Origin of the sequence: Rathayibacter sp. AY1A7, assembly GCF_002930845.1 — a bacterium.
Classification (GTDB): domain Bacteria; phylum Actinomycetota; class Actinomycetes; order Actinomycetales; family Microbacteriaceae; genus Rathayibacter.
Genome location: NZ_PSTL01000001.1, coordinates 446894 through 461486, shown reverse-complemented (window position 1 = coordinate 461486; position 14593 = coordinate 446894). Strand labels below are relative to the sequence as shown.

Below are 14593 nucleotides of genomic sequence, written 5' to 3'. Positions count from 1 at the left end.
TCAGAGCGCGCCGGCCAGCTCCAGGAGCGCGAGGTCCGATCCGCGTGGCCCGACCAGGCAGAGCCCCACCGGAGCGCCGCCGACACTCGATCGCGGCACCGACAGCGCCGGATACCCGCCGATCCCGGCGACGCAGGTCAGGCCGAGCGTCGCCGTCCGCGCCGCGTCGATCGCCTCGGCCGACGCATCGAGGGCCGGCGCCACCGACGACGTCGACGGCAGGAGGAGCACCCGCCCCTCGAGCGCGCGGTCGAGCGCCTCCCGGAACCCCGCGACCCGCGCCCGCGCGTCCGCCTCCGTCTGCTCGTCGACGAGCGAGGCCGCATCGAAGCGCGCCTGGACGTCCGCCGCCAGCACTCCCGGATGCGCCGCGACCCACGAGCCGCTCGACCGCCACGCCTCCGCCGCCTGCACGAGCCGGAACGCCTCGAGCATCTCCGCCACGGGCGGCAGCTCGACCTCGTCGGCGCTCATCCTCCCGACCGCCGATCGGAACGCCGCCCGAACGGCCGCGTCCACTCCGCCCAGCAGTGCCGGCGCCACCGCGAGACTCCGGACCGGCGGGCCGGACGGCAGGCAGACCTCGGCCACCCGCCTCAGCGTGCCGAGGTCCCGCGTCAGCCACCCGACGGTGTCGAAGCTCGGCGCCAGCGGCAGCAGCCCCTCGACGGGCACTGCACCGTGGGTCGTCCTCAGCCCCCACAGGCCCTGGTAGGAGGCGGGTACCCTGATCGATCCCGCGGTGTCGGTCGCCAGCCCGACGGCGGCCTGCCCGAGCGACACGGCAGTCGCCGGTCCGCTCGACGATCCGCCCGGGATCGCTCCGGGCACGGCCGGATTGGGCGGCGTCCCGTAGCCGGAGTTCCGGCCGGCGATGCTGTACGCGAACTCGTCGGTCTGAGCGATCCCGCGCACCGACGCTCCCGCTGCGAGCAGCTGCGCGACGGCCGGAGCGGTCGCCGCCTCGATCGGCGCGGAGGCGAGGCGGGCCGGCACTCCCGCGCCGATCCGCTGGCCCTCGATCGCGAAGAGGTCCTTGACTGCGACGTCCAGTCCGTCGAGGGTCCCGGAGCCGGCGGCCGGCACGAGCGGCGCGCCGACGGCCCGCCAGACGCGGGGGTCCAGCGCGGGCGAGGGCGCCTGCACCTGCGCGGCGCGCACCCGCCAGGTCCCGCCCTCCCGCGACCACAGCTGCGTGACGAGCCCGCGCCCGCCACGGGCCGGAGCGTTCACGCTGACCACGAGCGCCGTGTCCGCATCGACCGCCCGCACGTGCAGCTCGACCAGCTCCCGCACCGGCGCCCCGCCGCGACGACCCCGGAAGCCGGTGATGACCGCGTGGCCGACGAGCAGTCCGGAGGCGTCGCCCCGGAGCGTCGTCGGCGCGTCCACGAACGCGTCGGCGAGCGCCGCGACGTCGTCAGCCCCGAGCGCCGCCTCGTACGCCAGGACCGCGTCCACCAGCCCGTCCGGCAGGTCGCCCTCGAGCGTCGTCACCCGCGGGTCAGTCATCGAAGTCGGCCGTCCGGACGCGGGCGTGCACGCCCTTCACCAGGTCGACGACCTGCGAGATGTCGAAGTCGGTCGCCGCGCTGAGGTAGGCGTAGGCGTGAGCCGGGTCCATCCCGTAGCGGGCCGCGAGCAGCGCGATGGCCGCGCGGACACACTTCTGCACGGCGACGTCCAGGTCCTCGTCCATCCCGGTGGGCACGAGGAACTCGCCGGTCTCCCCCATCGGCCCGAGCAGCTCCCCGAACGCCGCGATCGCCTCGGCGCGCGGGACGACCTCCAGGCGCACCCGGACGCGCAGGCTCGCCTCCATCGCCGTCAGCGCCACCTCGCCGTCGCCCTGCGCGAAGTGGGGATCGCCGACGTACGCGAGCGCGCCCGGGACCTGCACGGGAAGGTAGAGGCTGGTTCCGGCGGTCAGCAGTGCGATGTCGATGTTGCCCCCGTGCGCACCGGGCGGCACGGAGTGCGGGCGCTCCTCCCCTGCGACGGCGACGCCCATGATCCCGAGGAACGGCCGGAGCGGGAACCGGGCGGCCCGCTCTCCTCCCGGCACCAGCGGGATCACGCCGCGGAGACCGCCCTGCGCGTCCTCGTCGACGCGCGCGAAGACGCTGAACGGCCCCTCCTGCAGCGGGTACTCGCCCGGCAGCGCCCCGCGGCCGTGCCGGTTCGAGACGACTCCGTACGGCACGCGCGGCTCGGCCTCGAGGAGGGTCATCCGGAGCAGGTCCCCCGGCAGCGCTCCCCGGACGGCGATCGGCCCCGTGACCACGTGCGGCCCGTCCGTCTCGCCGTCGCGGAACGGCCCGTCCGCGGCGAGCGTGACCGCGTCGCGCAGCACCCCCTCCGGAGCGACTCCGTGGCGGCCGAAGAAGGCGACCGGATCGCGGCCCTGATCCTCCAGCACGCCCTCGTGGCTGAGCGTGTCGATGACGACCTCGGCCCCCGAGTCGACGGTGAGCACGGGCGCGTCCGCCGCGCACGGCAGGCGCCCCCACAGCACCGAACCCGGCTCGGCCGGCAGGTAGTCGACCCCCGGCGGCACTCCCTCACCGGGCTGCACCGCCCACTCCGTCCACCGCATGCGCGTCCGCCTCCCGCGCGGCCCGTCCGCGCCGTCCGACCATAACCGCGCCGTGTTTCGAGCATGTGCACGCGTGTGCCACGATTCTCCAGACCCGCCCCCGACGACAGGACTCCCGTGTTCCGACGCCTGCGCACCCGCTCCGAGGGCGCGACCCTCGGCCTGATGCTCGCCCTCACCTTCTCGACCGGCATCATCGACGCCGTCGGGTACCTCGGGCTCGACCGCGTCTTCGCCGGCAACATGACCGGCAACGTCGTCATCCTCGGCATGGCCCTCTCCGGCGCGGCCGACCTGCCCGTGGTCGGGCCCCTGATCGCGCTGGGCGCCTTCATGATCGGCGCCGTGATCGGCGGCCGGGTGCTCCGCCCGGTGAAGAAGGGCTGGACCTCGCGCTCGACCTGGCTCTTCGCAGTGGTCGGCATCCTGCTCGGCGTCCTGGCGATCGTGCTCGCGGTCGTGCCCGAGCACCCCGAGCCGCTCGCCTTCACCGTCACCGGCGTGCTGGGCGGGGCGATGGGCCTCCAGGCCGCGACCGCCCGCCACCTCGCCGTCAAGGACGTCACGACGGTCGTCGTCACCTCGACGATCACGGGCCTCGCTGCGGACTCCCGCCTGGCGGGTGGCTCCGGTCAGCCGTGGTTCCGCCGCGCGGCCGCGATCGTCCTGATCGCCGCGGGTGCCGGAGTCGGCGCGCTCGCCCTGCTGGTCGGACTCTGGCTCGGCCTGGCGATCGCCGCGGTCATCACGCTCGTCGCGACGCTGCTGGGCGAGCTCGTCGTCCACTCCCGGTACGCTCCGGCGCCCGCCGACGCCGCCGCCTGAGGCGGCGCCTCCCGGTGCCTCAGCGCGGCAGCTGCTGGCAGCGCGGGCAGAGGTGCGAGGAGCGGTTCATGAACGGCACCCGGACGATCGCCTCGCCGCACCGGGCGCACGGCTTCCCCGTCTGCCCGTAGGCGTGCAGGCTGTGGGAGAAGTAGCCGGAGGCGCCGTTCACGTTCACGTACTGCACATCGAAGCTGGTGCCGCCCTCGGCCAGCGCCCGTTCGAGCACCGAGCGCACCTCGGCGAAGAGGCGGCGGATGCGCGCCTCGCCGAGCGACGAGCTCGGCCGCTCCGGGTGCAGCTCCGCCGCCCATAGCGACTCGTCCGCGTAGATGTTCCCGATGCCGCTCACGAGCGTCTGGTCGAGCAGCGCCCGCTTGATCCCGCTGCTCCTCCTCGCCAGCGAGGCGACGACCGAGCCCAGGTCGAAGGAGGGGTCGAGCGGATCGCGGGCGATGTGCGCGACCTGCGAGGGCACGGCGCGCAGCCAGCCGCCTCCGCGGACCTCCTCGCCCGCGTAGCCGCCCGGCGCTCCGTCCGGGGTCGGCACCAGAGCGTCGACCGCCATCGAGCCGAAGATCCGCTGGTCGACGAAGTGCAGGGCGAGCTCGCCGTGCTGGGGGTGCTCGATCCCGATCCGGATGCGCGCCAGCCGCGGCAGCGCCGCATCCGCCGTGCGCAGCAGCACCTGGCCGCTCATGCCGAGGTGCACCAGCAGCGCCTCGTCGCGGCCCGCGGGCAGCCAGAGGAACTTGCCTCGCCGCACCGCCGCTTCCAGCGTGCGCCCGACGAGCAGGCGCTCGAAGGTCCCATGCGGATGCACGTGCCGCTTCAGCGAGCGCTCGTCGACGATCTCGACGCCGGTCACCAGGGAGCCGGTGACCGCGGGAGCGAGGCCCGCCCGCACCACCTCGACCTCGGGCAGCTCGGGCACGGTCAGTCCGAGACCGCGGGAGCGGCGGGTGCGCCGGGGGCCGCCAGACGCGTCCACGCGTCGAGCGCGGCGGCCATCTCGGCCGACTTCTTGCTCGTCCCCTCGCCGCGGGCGGTGACGAGTCCGCCGACGATCACGGTGGCGACGAACACCTTGCTGTGGTCGGGGCCGGTGGCGGCGATCTCGTAGCGCGGGGCCGGCGCACCGCGCTCGGCGGCCGCCTCCTGGAGGCTCGTCTTCGGATCCATCGAGACGCCGAAGCGGAGCGGATCGGCCCGCAGAGGTGCGATCAGGCGCAGCACCAGGTCGCGGGCCGCGTCGGGACCGGTGCCCAGGTAGACGGCGCCGATGATGGCCTCGACGGTGTCGGCGAGGATCGACGCCTTGTCGCGGCCGCCGGTCAGCTCCTCGCCGCGCCCGAGGCGGAGGAACTCGCCCAGGCCGATGCCGCGAGCGATCTCGGCGAGCGCGACGGTCGAGACGAGGCTCGCCCGTCGCTTGGCCAGGTCGCCCTCGCTGAGGGCGGGGTACTCGGTGTAGAGCATGACGGTCACGGCCTGCCCGAGGATCGAGTCGCCGAGGAACTCGAGGCGCTCGTTGTGCGGGATGCCGCCGTGCTCGAAAGCGAACGACCGGTGCGTCAGGGCGAGCTCGAAGAGCTCACCGTCGAGGCTCACGCCGAGCGTGGCCTCCAGACGCGACCGGTCGTCGCTGGAGGGTCGTGCGGAGGTCTGGTTCACCATGGACCGCGGTCCGTTCGTCGAGGGGCGGTGCGCCCCGCGCCGTGCGGACCAGGAGCGGGATCAGACGTCGGCGACCTTGCGGCCCTTGTACTCGAGGAACAGCGCGGTGCCCGCGGAGTCCTCGACGACCTTGGCGCGGTGGGGAAGGCTGTAGACGACCTTGCCGTTCTCGATGGTCTTGACGAGGGTGGGGACCTCGGCCTTCCACTGCGAACGACGGGCGTGGGTGTTCGCGCGGGACTTCTTCCTCTTGGGAACAGCCATGATTCTCTCTTCTCTACCTCTAGTCGGATTCGGTGCGGGCGGTCGCGCCCTCACCGCTGTCTGCGGAAGCTCTGTCGGTGGAAGCTCCGGGCGCTGCGGCCCCGCCGTCCCCCTCGCTCAACCCTGCGAGCGCGGCCCACCGGGAGTCGCGCGGCGCCTCGGGTTCGGGCGTGGAGGAATCGGCCAGCCGCTCCCCCGTGACGGGGTCGAGGCCCGGACAGTCCGGCCGGCAGACCGGCTGGAACGGCAGCGACAGAACCACCGCATCCCTGACCAGAGGTTCAAGATCCACGTGGTCGTCGTGAACCTCATAGTCGAAAGCTTCGTCAGAAGAGTACGCGAAAAGTTCCTGGAACTCGACATCGACAGGCAGGGAGATGTCGGTCAGGCACCGGCTGCACTCGCCGTCGGCCCTCGCCGACACCTCGACACTGGCCAGGATCCCCTCGTGCACGGACTCGAGCCGGACGTCGAGATCGACGGCCGATCCCTTGCGGACCGCGACGATCCCCTCGCCGAACTGCTCCGGCGCCTCGAGCTCGAGGCGGTGCTCGCGCATCTCGCCCGGCCGCCTCACGAGGTCGCGCACGTTCACGGTGAACGGCGTCTTCTTGAAAGTAGTCACGAGGGTCCAGCCTACCCCTCCCGCCCCCCTCCGGGGCGGGAGGGGCCGGGAGGAGCCGGGAGGGGCGGAGTCCGGGCTCAGGCTCCGCCGGCCTCCAGCGTCACGTCGATCGGCGCGTAGTCGGCACCGCTCGTGTCCACTCCCTCCTCTGCGAGCTCCGCGAGCGCCTTCTCGACGTACTCGTTCGAGTAGGCGGTGGCGGGCGGGTCCGCGCTGATGATCGTCGCGCCCGTCTCGTTCTCCGTCTCCTTCGCGATGTCGACCGTCTGCTGCCACGCGGCCTCGTCGATCATCCCGACGCCGCTCGTCGAGGGCCAGATCAGCTTGTTGACCTCGTTGGTCATCCAGAGCTGGTGGCTGGTGCCGAGCGTGGATCCGGCCGCGGTGACGATGTCGGCCGCCGCCTGCGGATCGTCCTTCGCGAAGATCCAACCCTTGATCGAGGCCTTGATGAAGGCGACCGTCTGCTCGGCGTACGCGTCGTCGTCGGCGAGCCTGCCCGCGTCCGCCCAGATCGCGTCCTGGAGCATCGCGGTGCCCACGTCGTTCCAGCTGATGACGTTCAGATCGTCCGGCTGGTACAGCTCGCCTGTGGCGGGATTCACGGTCTCCAGGACCTGGGCGTACTCGTTGTAGGTCATCGCCTGGGCCGCGTCGATGTCGCCCGCGAGGAAGCCGTTCATGTCGAACTGCTGCTGCACCAGCGAGATGTCGTCGAGGGAGACGCCGTCCTTCTGCATGCCGGCGAACAGCTCCCACTCGTTGCCGTAGCCCCAGCTGCCCACGCTCTTCCCGGCGAGGTCGGCGGGCGAGGTGATCCCCTTGTCCTTGAAGGAGATCTGCGTGGTGGCGCTGCGCTCGAAGATCTGCGCGACGTCGGTGATCCCGGCCCCCTGCTCGATCGAGCCGAGGACCTTGGGCACCCAGGAGATCGCGTAGTCCGCGTCGCCCGAGGCGAGCACGTCCTGAGGGACGATGTCGCCGCCTCCCTCGGCGATCGTCACGTCGAGGCCTTCGTCCTCGTAGTAGCCCTGGTCGAGCGCGGCGTAGTACCCGGCGAACTGCGCCTGGGCCACCCACTGCAGCTGCAGGGTGACCGGCGTGAGGCCGCCGGAGCCGGAGTCCGACCCCGGGTCGGAGCCGCCGGAGGCGCTGCAGCCGGTGAGCGCGAGGCCCACGGCCGCGAAGGCGGCGGTCGTCGTCAGGGTGATGCGGGTGCGTCTGGTCACGGGTCCTCCTGGTGCGGTCTGCGGGGTCGCCGGTGCGGCGCGCCCCGTGGTGCGGCGGTGCAGGTGGTGCTGTGGTGCAGGTGGCGCTGATGATGCGGGCGGTGCGGATGGTGCGTCGGGTGGAGTCGGGAATCGGGAGTCGGGAATCGGGAGGACCGAGGAGGGTGCGGGGACGCGCGGCGCCGCGCTCAGCGCAGCCGGCTGCGGCGCAGCGCGAACGCCTCGAGCGCGGCCGTCACGCAGTAGAACGCGAGGCCGACGAGCACAGCGCCCAGGACGTAGGCGTAGGCGAGCGCGTAGTCGCTGCCCGAGGCCGCCGTCGTGATCGACTTGCCGAGCCCGCCCACGGGTCCGCCGAAGTACTCGGCGACCAGCGCCGAGATCACCGCGAGCGAGGAGGCGATGCGCAGCCCTGTGAAGACGTAGGGCACCGCTCCCGGCAGCGTGATCGTGCGGGCGGTCTGCCAGGGGGTCGCCGCGTAGGCCTTCAGCAGGTCGCGGTGCACCGGAGCGGCCTGCCGCAGCCCGCGCAGCGTCGTCACGTACACCGGCACGAACACGGCGAGCGCCGCGACGAGCTGCCTCGCGGTCTCGGCGTTCGCTCCGAACATCGTGTAGAGCACCGGAGCGAGGGCGACGATCGGCACGACGGCGGCCGCGGCCACGATCGGCGCGACCAGTCCGTCGAAGACCCGCGCGAGCGCCGAGAGTCCGGCGACCACGACCGCCAGCACCGCGCCGACCAGCAGGCCGACCAGCGCGTTGCGGCCGGTCACCGCGCTGCCCTCGGCGACGGAGCCGAGGTTCGCGGCGAACTCCTGTCCGATCGCCAGCGGCGACGGGAGCACGAACGGCTGGATCGCCAGAGCGGTGACCCCGGCCTGCCAGAGCAGGACCGCGGCGATCCCGAGCACGAGCGGCGCGAGCACGCTGCGCGCCAGCGCCGTCGTGCTCACCGGTTCTCCACTCCGCGCGGCACGGCGGCGGGATCCCCGTGCAGCAGCTCGCGCACGGCGCTCACGTCGCGGAAGAACGCCGTGTCCTCCCTGACCGCCGCGTCGCGCTCGGATGCTCCGGGGAGTCCGACCGGGAGGACGTCGCGGATCCTGCCCGGCCGCGGCGACATCACCACGACGCGGTCCGAGAGGAACACCGCCTCCGGGATCGAGTGGGTGACGAAGACGACGGCGGCGCCGGTCTCGCGCCGGATCCGCAGCAGCTCCGTCTGCATCCGCTCGCGGGTCATCTCGTCGAGCGCCCCGAACGGCTCGTCCATGAGGAGCAGACGCGGGCTCTCGGCGAGCGCCCGCGCGATGGCGACGCGCTGCTGCATCCCGCCGGAGAGCTGGTCCGGGTAGGAGTCGGCGAAGTCGCCGAGCCCGACCAGCGCCAGCAGCTCGTCGACGCGCGAGCGCCGGGCGGTCGCGGCGATGCCGTGCAGCTCCAGCGGCAGGGCGATGTTCGCCCGGATCGTGCGCCACGGCAGGAGGCCCGCCTGCTGGAACGCGATCCCGTAGTCCTGGTCGAGCCTCGCCTGCCGGGCCGTCTTGCCGAACACGGCGATCGAGCCGGAGTCCGGCTCGTCGAGGTCGGCGATCAGCCGCAGCAGCGTCGACTTGCCGCAGCCGGACGGGCCGATCAGCGAGACGAACTCCCCCGCGGCCACCTCGAGCGAGACGTCCTGGAGCGCCGTGACGCTCGCGGCGCGAGCGGTGGTGAAGGTCCTCGTGACGGAGTCGACGACGACCGCGGATCCTGCAGGGCTCATGCGGGCTGCTCCCCTCGGCGGTACGGACGGAGGAGGGTGCCGAGCAGAGCGACGGCGCCGGCGGCCGCGAGGCCCACCAGCACCGCCCCGAGGATCGGCGCCCAGGGCTTGGCGGGGTCGCCTCCGGCAGCGGAGGCGAACTCGATGATCATGCGGCCGATCCCGCCGCGCAGGCCGATCGAGACCTCGGCGACGATCGTGCCGACGACGGCGCTGACCGCTCCGAGCCGGAGGGCCGGCAGCAGGTAGGGCACGCTCGCCGGCAGCCTCAGGCGCACCAGCGTCTTCCACCAGCCGACGCCGTAGACGTGCATCAGCTCGACCTGGTGGGCCGTCGGCGAGCCGAGCCCGCGGAGCGCCCCGATCGAGACGGGGAAGAACGCGAGGTAGGAGGCGATCAGGGCCACCGACATCCAGTTCTCCCAGGTCACCGGTCCGAGCTCGAGCTGCGACCCCCAGCGCCGCACCAGTGGGGCGATCGCGATCAGGGGCACCGTCTGGCTCAGCACGATCCAGGGCAGCACCGCCGACTCCGCCGTGCGGAACCGCTGCATCAGGAGAGCCAGGAGCAGCCCCACGACCGTGCCGACGACCCAGCCGACCGCGGCGATCCCGAGCGAGAAGGCGCTCGCCCCCAGGACGGCCGACCAGAGCGCCGGGGCGTTCCGCGCTCCGGTGACCGGCTCGCCGAGCCGGGCCGCGATCTCCCAGAGGTGGGGCATCGCGATGGCGCTCGTGCGCGGGAGCACCGTGACTCCTCCGACGACCACCCCGGCCTCGGGCCCGAGCGCCTTCCAGCCCTCCCACACGAGCGCGAGCAGGAGGAGCCCGCCGGCGCCGAGCACGAGCCCGCGCGCGAGGGCCGGTCTCATGCGCGGGCCACGATGTGCTCGCGCAGCTCCGGGATGACCCGCTCGCCGTACACGCGCAGCGTCTCCTCCTTGTTGTCGTGCTGGAGGTATCCCGCGAACTGCGTCACGCCGATGTCGGCGAGCGCCCGGAGCTTCTCGATGTGCTCGTCCGCCGTGCCCAGCACGCAGAAGCGCTCCACGATCTCGTCCGGCACGAAGGCGGTGTGGCTGTTGCCCGCGCGGCCGTGCTCGTTGTAGTCGTAGCCCTCGCGCCCGGCGATGTAGTCCGTCAGCGCCTGCGGCACCGCTCCGGAGGCGCCGTAGCGGCCCACGATGTCGGCCACGTGGTTGCCGACCATCCCGCCGAACCAGCGGCACTGGTCGCGCATGTGCTCCCGGTCGGTGCCGATGTACATCGGCGCCGCGACGCAGAACTGCAGCGACTCGGGATCCCGGCCGGCGTTCGCCGCCGCCTCCTTGACGGCGCCGATCATCCAGCGCGCGATGTCCACGTCGGCCAGCTGCAGGATGAAGCCGTCGCCGACCTCGCCCGCGAGCTTCAGGGCGAGCGGGCCGTAGGCGGCCACCCACATCTCCAGGGACGAGCCCCGGCTCCACGGGAACTGCAGCGTCTGGCCGTTGTACTCGACCGGACGGCTGTTGGCGAGCTCGCGGATGACGTGGATCGACTCCCGCAGCGTCTTGAGCGTCGTCGGAGCTCCTCCGGTCACCCTCACCGCGGAGTCGCCGCGGCCGATCCCGCACACCGTGCGGTTCCCGTACATCTCGTTGAGCGTCGCGTGCAGCGAGGCGATGACCGTCCAGTCGCGCGTGGCGGGGTTGGTGACCATCGGGCCGACCGTGATCCGGTGCGTCCTCTCGAGGATCTGCGAGTAGATCACGTAGGGCTCCTGCCAGAGCAGGTGCGAGTCGAAGGTCCACGCGTAGTCGAAGCCGTGCGTCTCCGCGAGGACGGCGAGCGCGACGGTGCGCGAGGCGGGCGGGTTGGTCTGGAGGACGACTCCGAAGTCCATGGGGTTCCTTCTGCTCGATCAGGTGCTGGCTCGGATCGGGTGCCGGCTCAGATCAGGTACTGGCTCAGACCGCGCGGGATGTACGCCCCGTCGCCCTTCGTGCCGACGTAGGAGCCGTCGTCGACGACGACCCTGCCGCGGGAGATCACCGTGTCGACGTGGCCGTCGATCTCGAAGCCCTCCCAGGCGGAGTAGTCCATGTTCATGTGGTGGCTGCGGCCCTCGCCGATCCCGATCGAGGTGTGCCCGCTCGGGTCGTAGACGACGACGTCGCCGTCGGCCCCGGGCTGGATGACGCCCTTCCTCCCGTACATCCCGAACATCCGCGCCGGGGTGGTCGAGGTGAGCTCGACCCAGCGCGGCAGGGAGATCTGCCCCGACACCACGCCCTGGTACATCAGGTCCATCCGGTGCTCCACCGAGCCGATGCCGTTGGGGATCTTCGAGAAGTCGCCGATCCCCATGTCCTTCTGGCCCTTCATGCAGAAGGGGCAGTGATCGGTCGAGACCATCTGGATGTCGTTGGTGCGGAGCGACTGCCACATGTGGTGCTGATGCCCCTCCGCCTTCGAGCGCAGCGGCGTGGAGCACACCCACTTCGCGCCCTCGAAGCCCGGCGCGCCGAGCTGCTCCTCGAGCGAGAGGTAGAGGTACTGCGGGCAGGTCTCCCCGAAGACGTTCATGCCGCGGTCGCGGGCCTGCGCGATCTGCTCCACCGCCTGCTTCGCGGAGACATGGACCACGTACAGCGGCGCGCCGGTGAGGTCGGCGATCATGATCGCCCGGTGCGTCGCCTCCTCCTCCGCCTGCCAGGGTCGAGAGGTGCCGTGGAAGTACGGCGCGGTGTTCCCAGCGGCGAGGGTCTGCTTCACCAGCTCGTCGATGAGGGCGCCGTTCTCGGCGTGCATCATCATCATCGCGCCGTTCTCCGCGCCCTTCTGGAACGCCCGGAGGATCTGCCCGTCGTCCGAGAGGAACACGCCCTTGTAGGCCATGAACAGCTTGAAGCTGGTCACCCCCTCGCGCATCAGCTCGTCCATCGCGACGAGCGAGGAGTCCTGCACGTCCGAGAGGATCTGGTGGAAGCCGTAATCGATCGCGCAGTTGCCGGCCGCCTTCTCCTGCCACGCCTGGAACCGGTCGACGACGCTCTCGCCCGGGTACTGCACCACGAAGTCGACGATCGACGTCGTGCCGCCCCAGGCCGCGGCGCGCGTGCCGGTCTCGAAGGTGTCCGAGGCGGAGGTGCCGCCGAACGGCATCTCCATGTGCGTGTGCGCGTCGACCCCGCCCGGGATGACGTACTTGCCGCGCGCGTCGATCACCCGGTCGACGTGGGCCGCCAGGTCGAAGCCCAGCAGCGTGGAGCCGGGGGCGAGGACGGCGGCGATGGTCTCGCCGTCGATCAGGACGTCTGCGGCTCCGGTGCCGGTCGCGTTGACGACCGTCCCGCCGGTGATGAGGGTCTTCATCGGTCTTCCCCGTCTCGGTCTGCGGTCACGGCTTCGGGATGCTGGTGTACGACTCCGGCCGGCGGTCCCGGTAGAACTGCCAGTCGTCGCGCATCTCCTGCACCATGTCCATCTCGAGGTCGCGGATCAGGATCTCCTCGGCCTCGCCCGAGCCCCGCTCCCCGACGAACTCCCCCCGCGGATCGATGATCTGGCTGGTGCCGTAGAAGTCGACCGCGAGGTCGCCGTACTCGTTGTCCTCCCGGCCGACGCGGTTGGGCTGCAGCACGAAGTAGCCGTTCGCCACCGCGGCCGCCGGGCCCTCGACCTCCCAGAGGCGGTTCGACAGGCCGGGCTTGGTGGCGTTGGGGTTGAAGACGAGGTGGGCGCCGTTCAGGCCCAGCTCCCGCCAGCCCTCCGGGAAGTGGCGGTCGTAGCAGATGTGGACGCCGACCTTGCCGACCGCGGTGTCGAAGACCGGGAAGCCGAGGTTCCCGGGCCGGAAGTAGAACTTCTCCCAGAAGCGGTCCAGGTGCGGGATGTGGTGCTTGCGGTACTTGCCGAGGATCGTCCCGTCGGCGTCGACCACGACCGCGGTGTTGTAGTAGACGCCGGTCTGCTCCTCCTCGTAGATCGGGAGGATCATCACCACGCCCAGCTCCTTCGCGAGGGCCGCGAAGCGCTGCACGATCGGCCCGTCGGCGGGCTCGGCGTAGCGGTAGTACTTCTTGTCCTGGGTGATGCCGAAGTACGGGCCGTAGAACAGCTCCTGGAAGCAGACGATCTGCGCGCCGTCGGCTGCGGCGTCCCGGGCCATCCGCTCGTGCTTGTCGAGCATCGACTCCTTGTCGCCGGTCCAGGTCGTCTGGGTGATCGCTGCGCGGACGATGGTCATCGGTACCTCCATGCTCGGGCGTCCCTGTCCGGCTCCGGTCGTGCTCCGCCGGGCGGTGCGGAGCCGGGGACGTGGACCCACTGTGGTCCCCGCCGGGCCCGAAGGCAATGACGGACCGTCCGGCTCCGGGGACAGGGCTTCATCGTCGGGGTTCGACGTTTCCCCGGTGTTTCCGGCGCGGATCCGCAGCATTAAGGCTCGCCGGGGGAGGAATCCGTCGGTGCCGCTAGCGTGGGCGGATGCGTATCACGATCCTGGCCGGAGGCGTCGGCGGCGCCCGCTTCACCTCGGCGGTCCGCGAGCACCTCCGCGATCTCGAGGCCGCCGGCGGCGAGGCGAGCGAGATCACCGTCGTCGTCAACACCGGCGACGACATGTGGCTCACCGGCCTCAAGGTCTGCCCCGACCTCGACTCGATCACCTACGCGCTCGGCGGAGTGAACGACACGGAGCGCGGCTGGGGGCGGGCCGGCGAGAGCGAGCGGGTCTCGGCCGAGCTCACCGCCTTCGGCGTCGGCTGGCCGTGGTTCACCCTGGGCGACCTCGACCTCGGCACCCACATCGCCCGCAGCTCGATGCTGCGCGACGGCCTCACCCTCTCGGAGGCGACCGCGCGGATCACCGCCCGCTGGCCGCTGGGGGTCCGCCTGCTGCCGATGTCGGACCAGGACGTCGAGACCCACGTCGAGGTCGACCTTCCCGGCGAGGGCGTGCGGCTCCTCCACTTCGAGGAGTGGTGGGTGCGGCTTCGGGCGTCAGCGCCCGCGCGCCGCTTCGTCCAGCAGGGGGTGGAGAGCGCCCGCCCCGCCCCGGGCGTGCTGGAGGCGATCGCCGACACCGACGCGGTGCTCGTCGCGCCCTCCAATCCCGTCGTCTCGATCGGCACGATCCTCGGAGTGCCCGGGATCGCGGACGCCCTCCGCCGGACCTCCGCACCCGTCGTGGGCGTCTCCCCCGTCATCGGAGGCGCGGTGGTGCGCGGCATGGCCGACGCCTGCCTCGCCGCGATCGGCGTCGAGACCTCCGCCGAGGCCGTCGGCCGGCACTACGGAGCCCGGAGCGGGGGCGGCCTCCTCGACGCCTGGCTCGTCGGCGAGGAGGACGCGGACGCGGTCCCGGCGCTCGAGTCGGCGGGGCTCCGCGCCCGCTCCGTGCCGCTCTGGCTGACCGGCCGGGACGCCTCCGTGCGGCTCGCCGCCGACGCTCTCGCCGCCGCGAGGGGCTGAGCGGAGCCTCCTCCCGGGGCCGCGGACCGCGTGTCGCAGCGCGGATGCGGTCACGCCTCCCACGGGGCGCCCCGTTCCCTTGTACGGTCGGAGGCGGACGAACTCCCCGATTCACCCCCGCACCGGACCCGGAATCCCTCGGTCGCGCCCCC

At 72.4% G+C, this 14593-nt stretch carries 15 protein-coding genes; 2 read left to right on the top strand and 13 right to left on the bottom strand.

What is annotated here, in order from left to right; all coding sequences use genetic code 11:
• Nucleotides 1-1512 (bottom strand): AtzH-like domain-containing protein, encoded by a 1512-nt coding sequence (locus C5B95_RS02065; RefSeq protein WP_104348355.1) that lies wholly within the window; start codon nt 1510-1512, stop codon nt 1-3.
• Nucleotides 1505-2596, bottom strand: coding sequence for an acetamidase/formamidase family protein (locus tag C5B95_RS02060; RefSeq protein ID WP_104348354.1), 1092 nt, complete (start codon nt 2594-2596; stop codon nt 1505-1507). The genes C5B95_RS02065 and C5B95_RS02060 overlap by 8 nt, the downstream gene beginning before the upstream one ends.
• A gap of 117 nt (nt 2597-2713) precedes the next feature.
• Here C5B95_RS02060 and C5B95_RS02055 point away from each other — a divergent pair, with 117 nt between their 5' ends.
• A complete protein-coding gene (locus C5B95_RS02055) occupies nt 2714-3421 on the top strand; it encodes a YoaK family protein (RefSeq protein ID WP_308470741.1) in 708 nt (235 codons plus the stop codon).
• 19 nt (nt 3422-3440) lie between these two features.
• Here C5B95_RS02055 and mutM read toward each other — a convergent pair whose 3' ends face one another.
• The 11 genes from mutM to C5B95_RS02000 form a co-directional block, all read right to left on the bottom strand.
• The gene (gene mutM / locus C5B95_RS02050) at nt 3441-4355 is read right to left on the bottom strand and encodes a bifunctional DNA-formamidopyrimidine glycosylase/DNA-(apurinic or apyrimidinic site) lyase (protein WP_104348379.1); all 915 of its coding nucleotides are present in this window, start codon (nt 4353-4355) and stop codon (nt 3441-3443) included.
• 2 nt (nt 4356-4357) lie between these two features.
• Complete coding sequence (gene rnc / locus C5B95_RS02045; RefSeq protein WP_104348353.1) at nt 4358-5098, bottom strand: ribonuclease III; 741 nt, start codon at nt 5096-5098, stop codon at nt 4358-4360.
• 60 nt (nt 5099-5158) lie between these two features.
• Entirely contained in the window at nt 5159-5362 is a 204-nt protein-coding gene (gene rpmF, locus C5B95_RS02040; protein WP_104223482.1) for a 50S ribosomal protein L32, read from the bottom strand.
• A gap of 19 nt (nt 5363-5381) precedes the next feature.
• Nucleotides 5382-5921 carry a DUF177 domain-containing protein gene (locus C5B95_RS02035; protein WP_104226701.1) on the bottom strand — a complete coding sequence of 180 codons (540 nt, stop codon included), beginning with the start codon at nt 5919-5921 and terminating at the stop codon, nt 5382-5384.
• A gap of 143 nt (nt 5922-6064) precedes the next feature.
• The gene (locus C5B95_RS02030) at nt 6065-7216 is read right to left on the bottom strand and encodes an ABC transporter substrate-binding protein (RefSeq protein ID WP_258059735.1); all 1152 of its coding nucleotides are present in this window, start codon (nt 7214-7216) and stop codon (nt 6065-6067) included.
• Between the two features lie 188 nt (nt 7217-7404).
• Nucleotides 7405-8172 (bottom strand): ABC transporter permease, encoded by a 768-nt coding sequence (locus tag C5B95_RS02025; RefSeq protein ID WP_104226660.1) that lies wholly within the window; start codon nt 8170-8172, stop codon nt 7405-7407.
• Nucleotides 8169-8984, bottom strand: coding sequence for an ABC transporter ATP-binding protein (locus C5B95_RS02020; RefSeq protein WP_104273344.1), 816 nt, complete (start codon nt 8982-8984; stop codon nt 8169-8171). Before C5B95_RS02020 ends, C5B95_RS02025 begins: the two co-directional genes overlap by 4 nt.
• On the bottom strand, nt 8981-9856 hold the full coding sequence (locus C5B95_RS02015; RefSeq protein ID WP_104223479.1) for an ABC transporter permease: 876 nt from the start codon (nt 9854-9856) through the stop codon (nt 8981-8983). Before C5B95_RS02015 ends, C5B95_RS02020 begins: the two co-directional genes overlap by 4 nt.
• Nucleotides 9853-10869 (bottom strand): TIGR03842 family LLM class F420-dependent oxidoreductase, encoded by a 1017-nt coding sequence (locus C5B95_RS02010; RefSeq protein ID WP_104238194.1) that lies wholly within the window; start codon nt 10867-10869, stop codon nt 9853-9855. The genes C5B95_RS02015 and C5B95_RS02010 overlap by 4 nt, the downstream gene beginning before the upstream one ends.
• Before the next feature lie 47 nt (nt 10870-10916).
• Nucleotides 10917-12341, bottom strand: a complete 1425-nt coding sequence (gene hydA, locus C5B95_RS02005; protein ID WP_104348352.1) for a dihydropyrimidinase — start codon at nt 12339-12341, stop codon at nt 10917-10919.
• A gap of 25 nt (nt 12342-12366) precedes the next feature.
• Nucleotides 12367-13215, bottom strand: coding sequence for a nitrilase-related carbon-nitrogen hydrolase (locus C5B95_RS02000; protein ID WP_104223476.1), 849 nt, complete (start codon nt 13213-13215; stop codon nt 12367-12369).
• A gap of 239 nt (nt 13216-13454) precedes the next feature.
• Between C5B95_RS02000 and cofD the strand changes: the two genes are divergently transcribed.
• On the top strand, nt 13455-14441 hold the full coding sequence (cofD, locus tag C5B95_RS01995; RefSeq protein WP_104234201.1) for a 2-phospho-L-lactate transferase: 987 nt from the start codon (nt 13455-13457) through the stop codon (nt 14439-14441).
• Nucleotides 14442-14593 lie beyond the last annotated feature (152 nt).

What these genes read in the sequence shown, in the direction of transcription:
- C5B95_RS02065 (WP_104348355.1), bottom strand. Translation starts at nt 1,512, where the DNA reads ATGACTGACCCGCGGGTGACGACGCTCGAGGGCGACCTGCCGGACGGG.
- C5B95_RS02060 (WP_104348354.1), bottom strand. Translation starts at nt 2,596, where the DNA reads ATGCGGTGGACGGAGTGGGCGGTGCAGCCCGGTGAGGGAGTGCCGCCG.
- rnc (WP_104348353.1), bottom strand. Translation starts at nt 5,098, where the DNA reads ATGGTGAACCAGACCTCCGCACGACCCTCCAGCGACGACCGGTCGCGT.
- rpmF (WP_104223482.1), bottom strand. Translation starts at nt 5,362, where the DNA reads ATGGCTGTTCCCAAGAGGAAGAAGTCCCGCGCGAACACCCACGCCCGT.
- C5B95_RS02035 (WP_104226701.1), bottom strand. Translation starts at nt 5,921, where the DNA reads ATGCGCGAGCACCGCCTCGAGCTCGAGGCGCCGGAGCAGTTCGGCGAG.
- C5B95_RS02020 (WP_104273344.1), bottom strand. Translation starts at nt 8,984, where the DNA reads ATGAGCCCTGCAGGATCCGCGGTCGTCGTCGACTCCGTCACGAGGACC.
- C5B95_RS02015 (WP_104223479.1), bottom strand. Translation starts at nt 9,856, where the DNA reads ATGAGACCGGCCCTCGCGCGCGGGCTCGTGCTCGGCGCCGGCGGGCTC.
- C5B95_RS02010 (WP_104238194.1), bottom strand. Translation starts at nt 10,869, where the DNA reads ATGGACTTCGGAGTCGTCCTCCAGACCAACCCGCCCGCCTCGCGCACC.
- hydA (WP_104348352.1), bottom strand. Translation starts at nt 12,341, where the DNA reads ATGAAGACCCTCATCACCGGCGGGACGGTCGTCAACGCGACCGGCACC.
- C5B95_RS02000 (WP_104223476.1), bottom strand. Translation starts at nt 13,215, where the DNA reads ATGACCATCGTCCGCGCAGCGATCACCCAGACGACCTGGACCGGCGAC.
- cofD (WP_104234201.1), top strand. Translation starts at nt 13,455, where the DNA reads ATGCGTATCACGATCCTGGCCGGAGGCGTCGGCGGCGCCCGCTTCACC.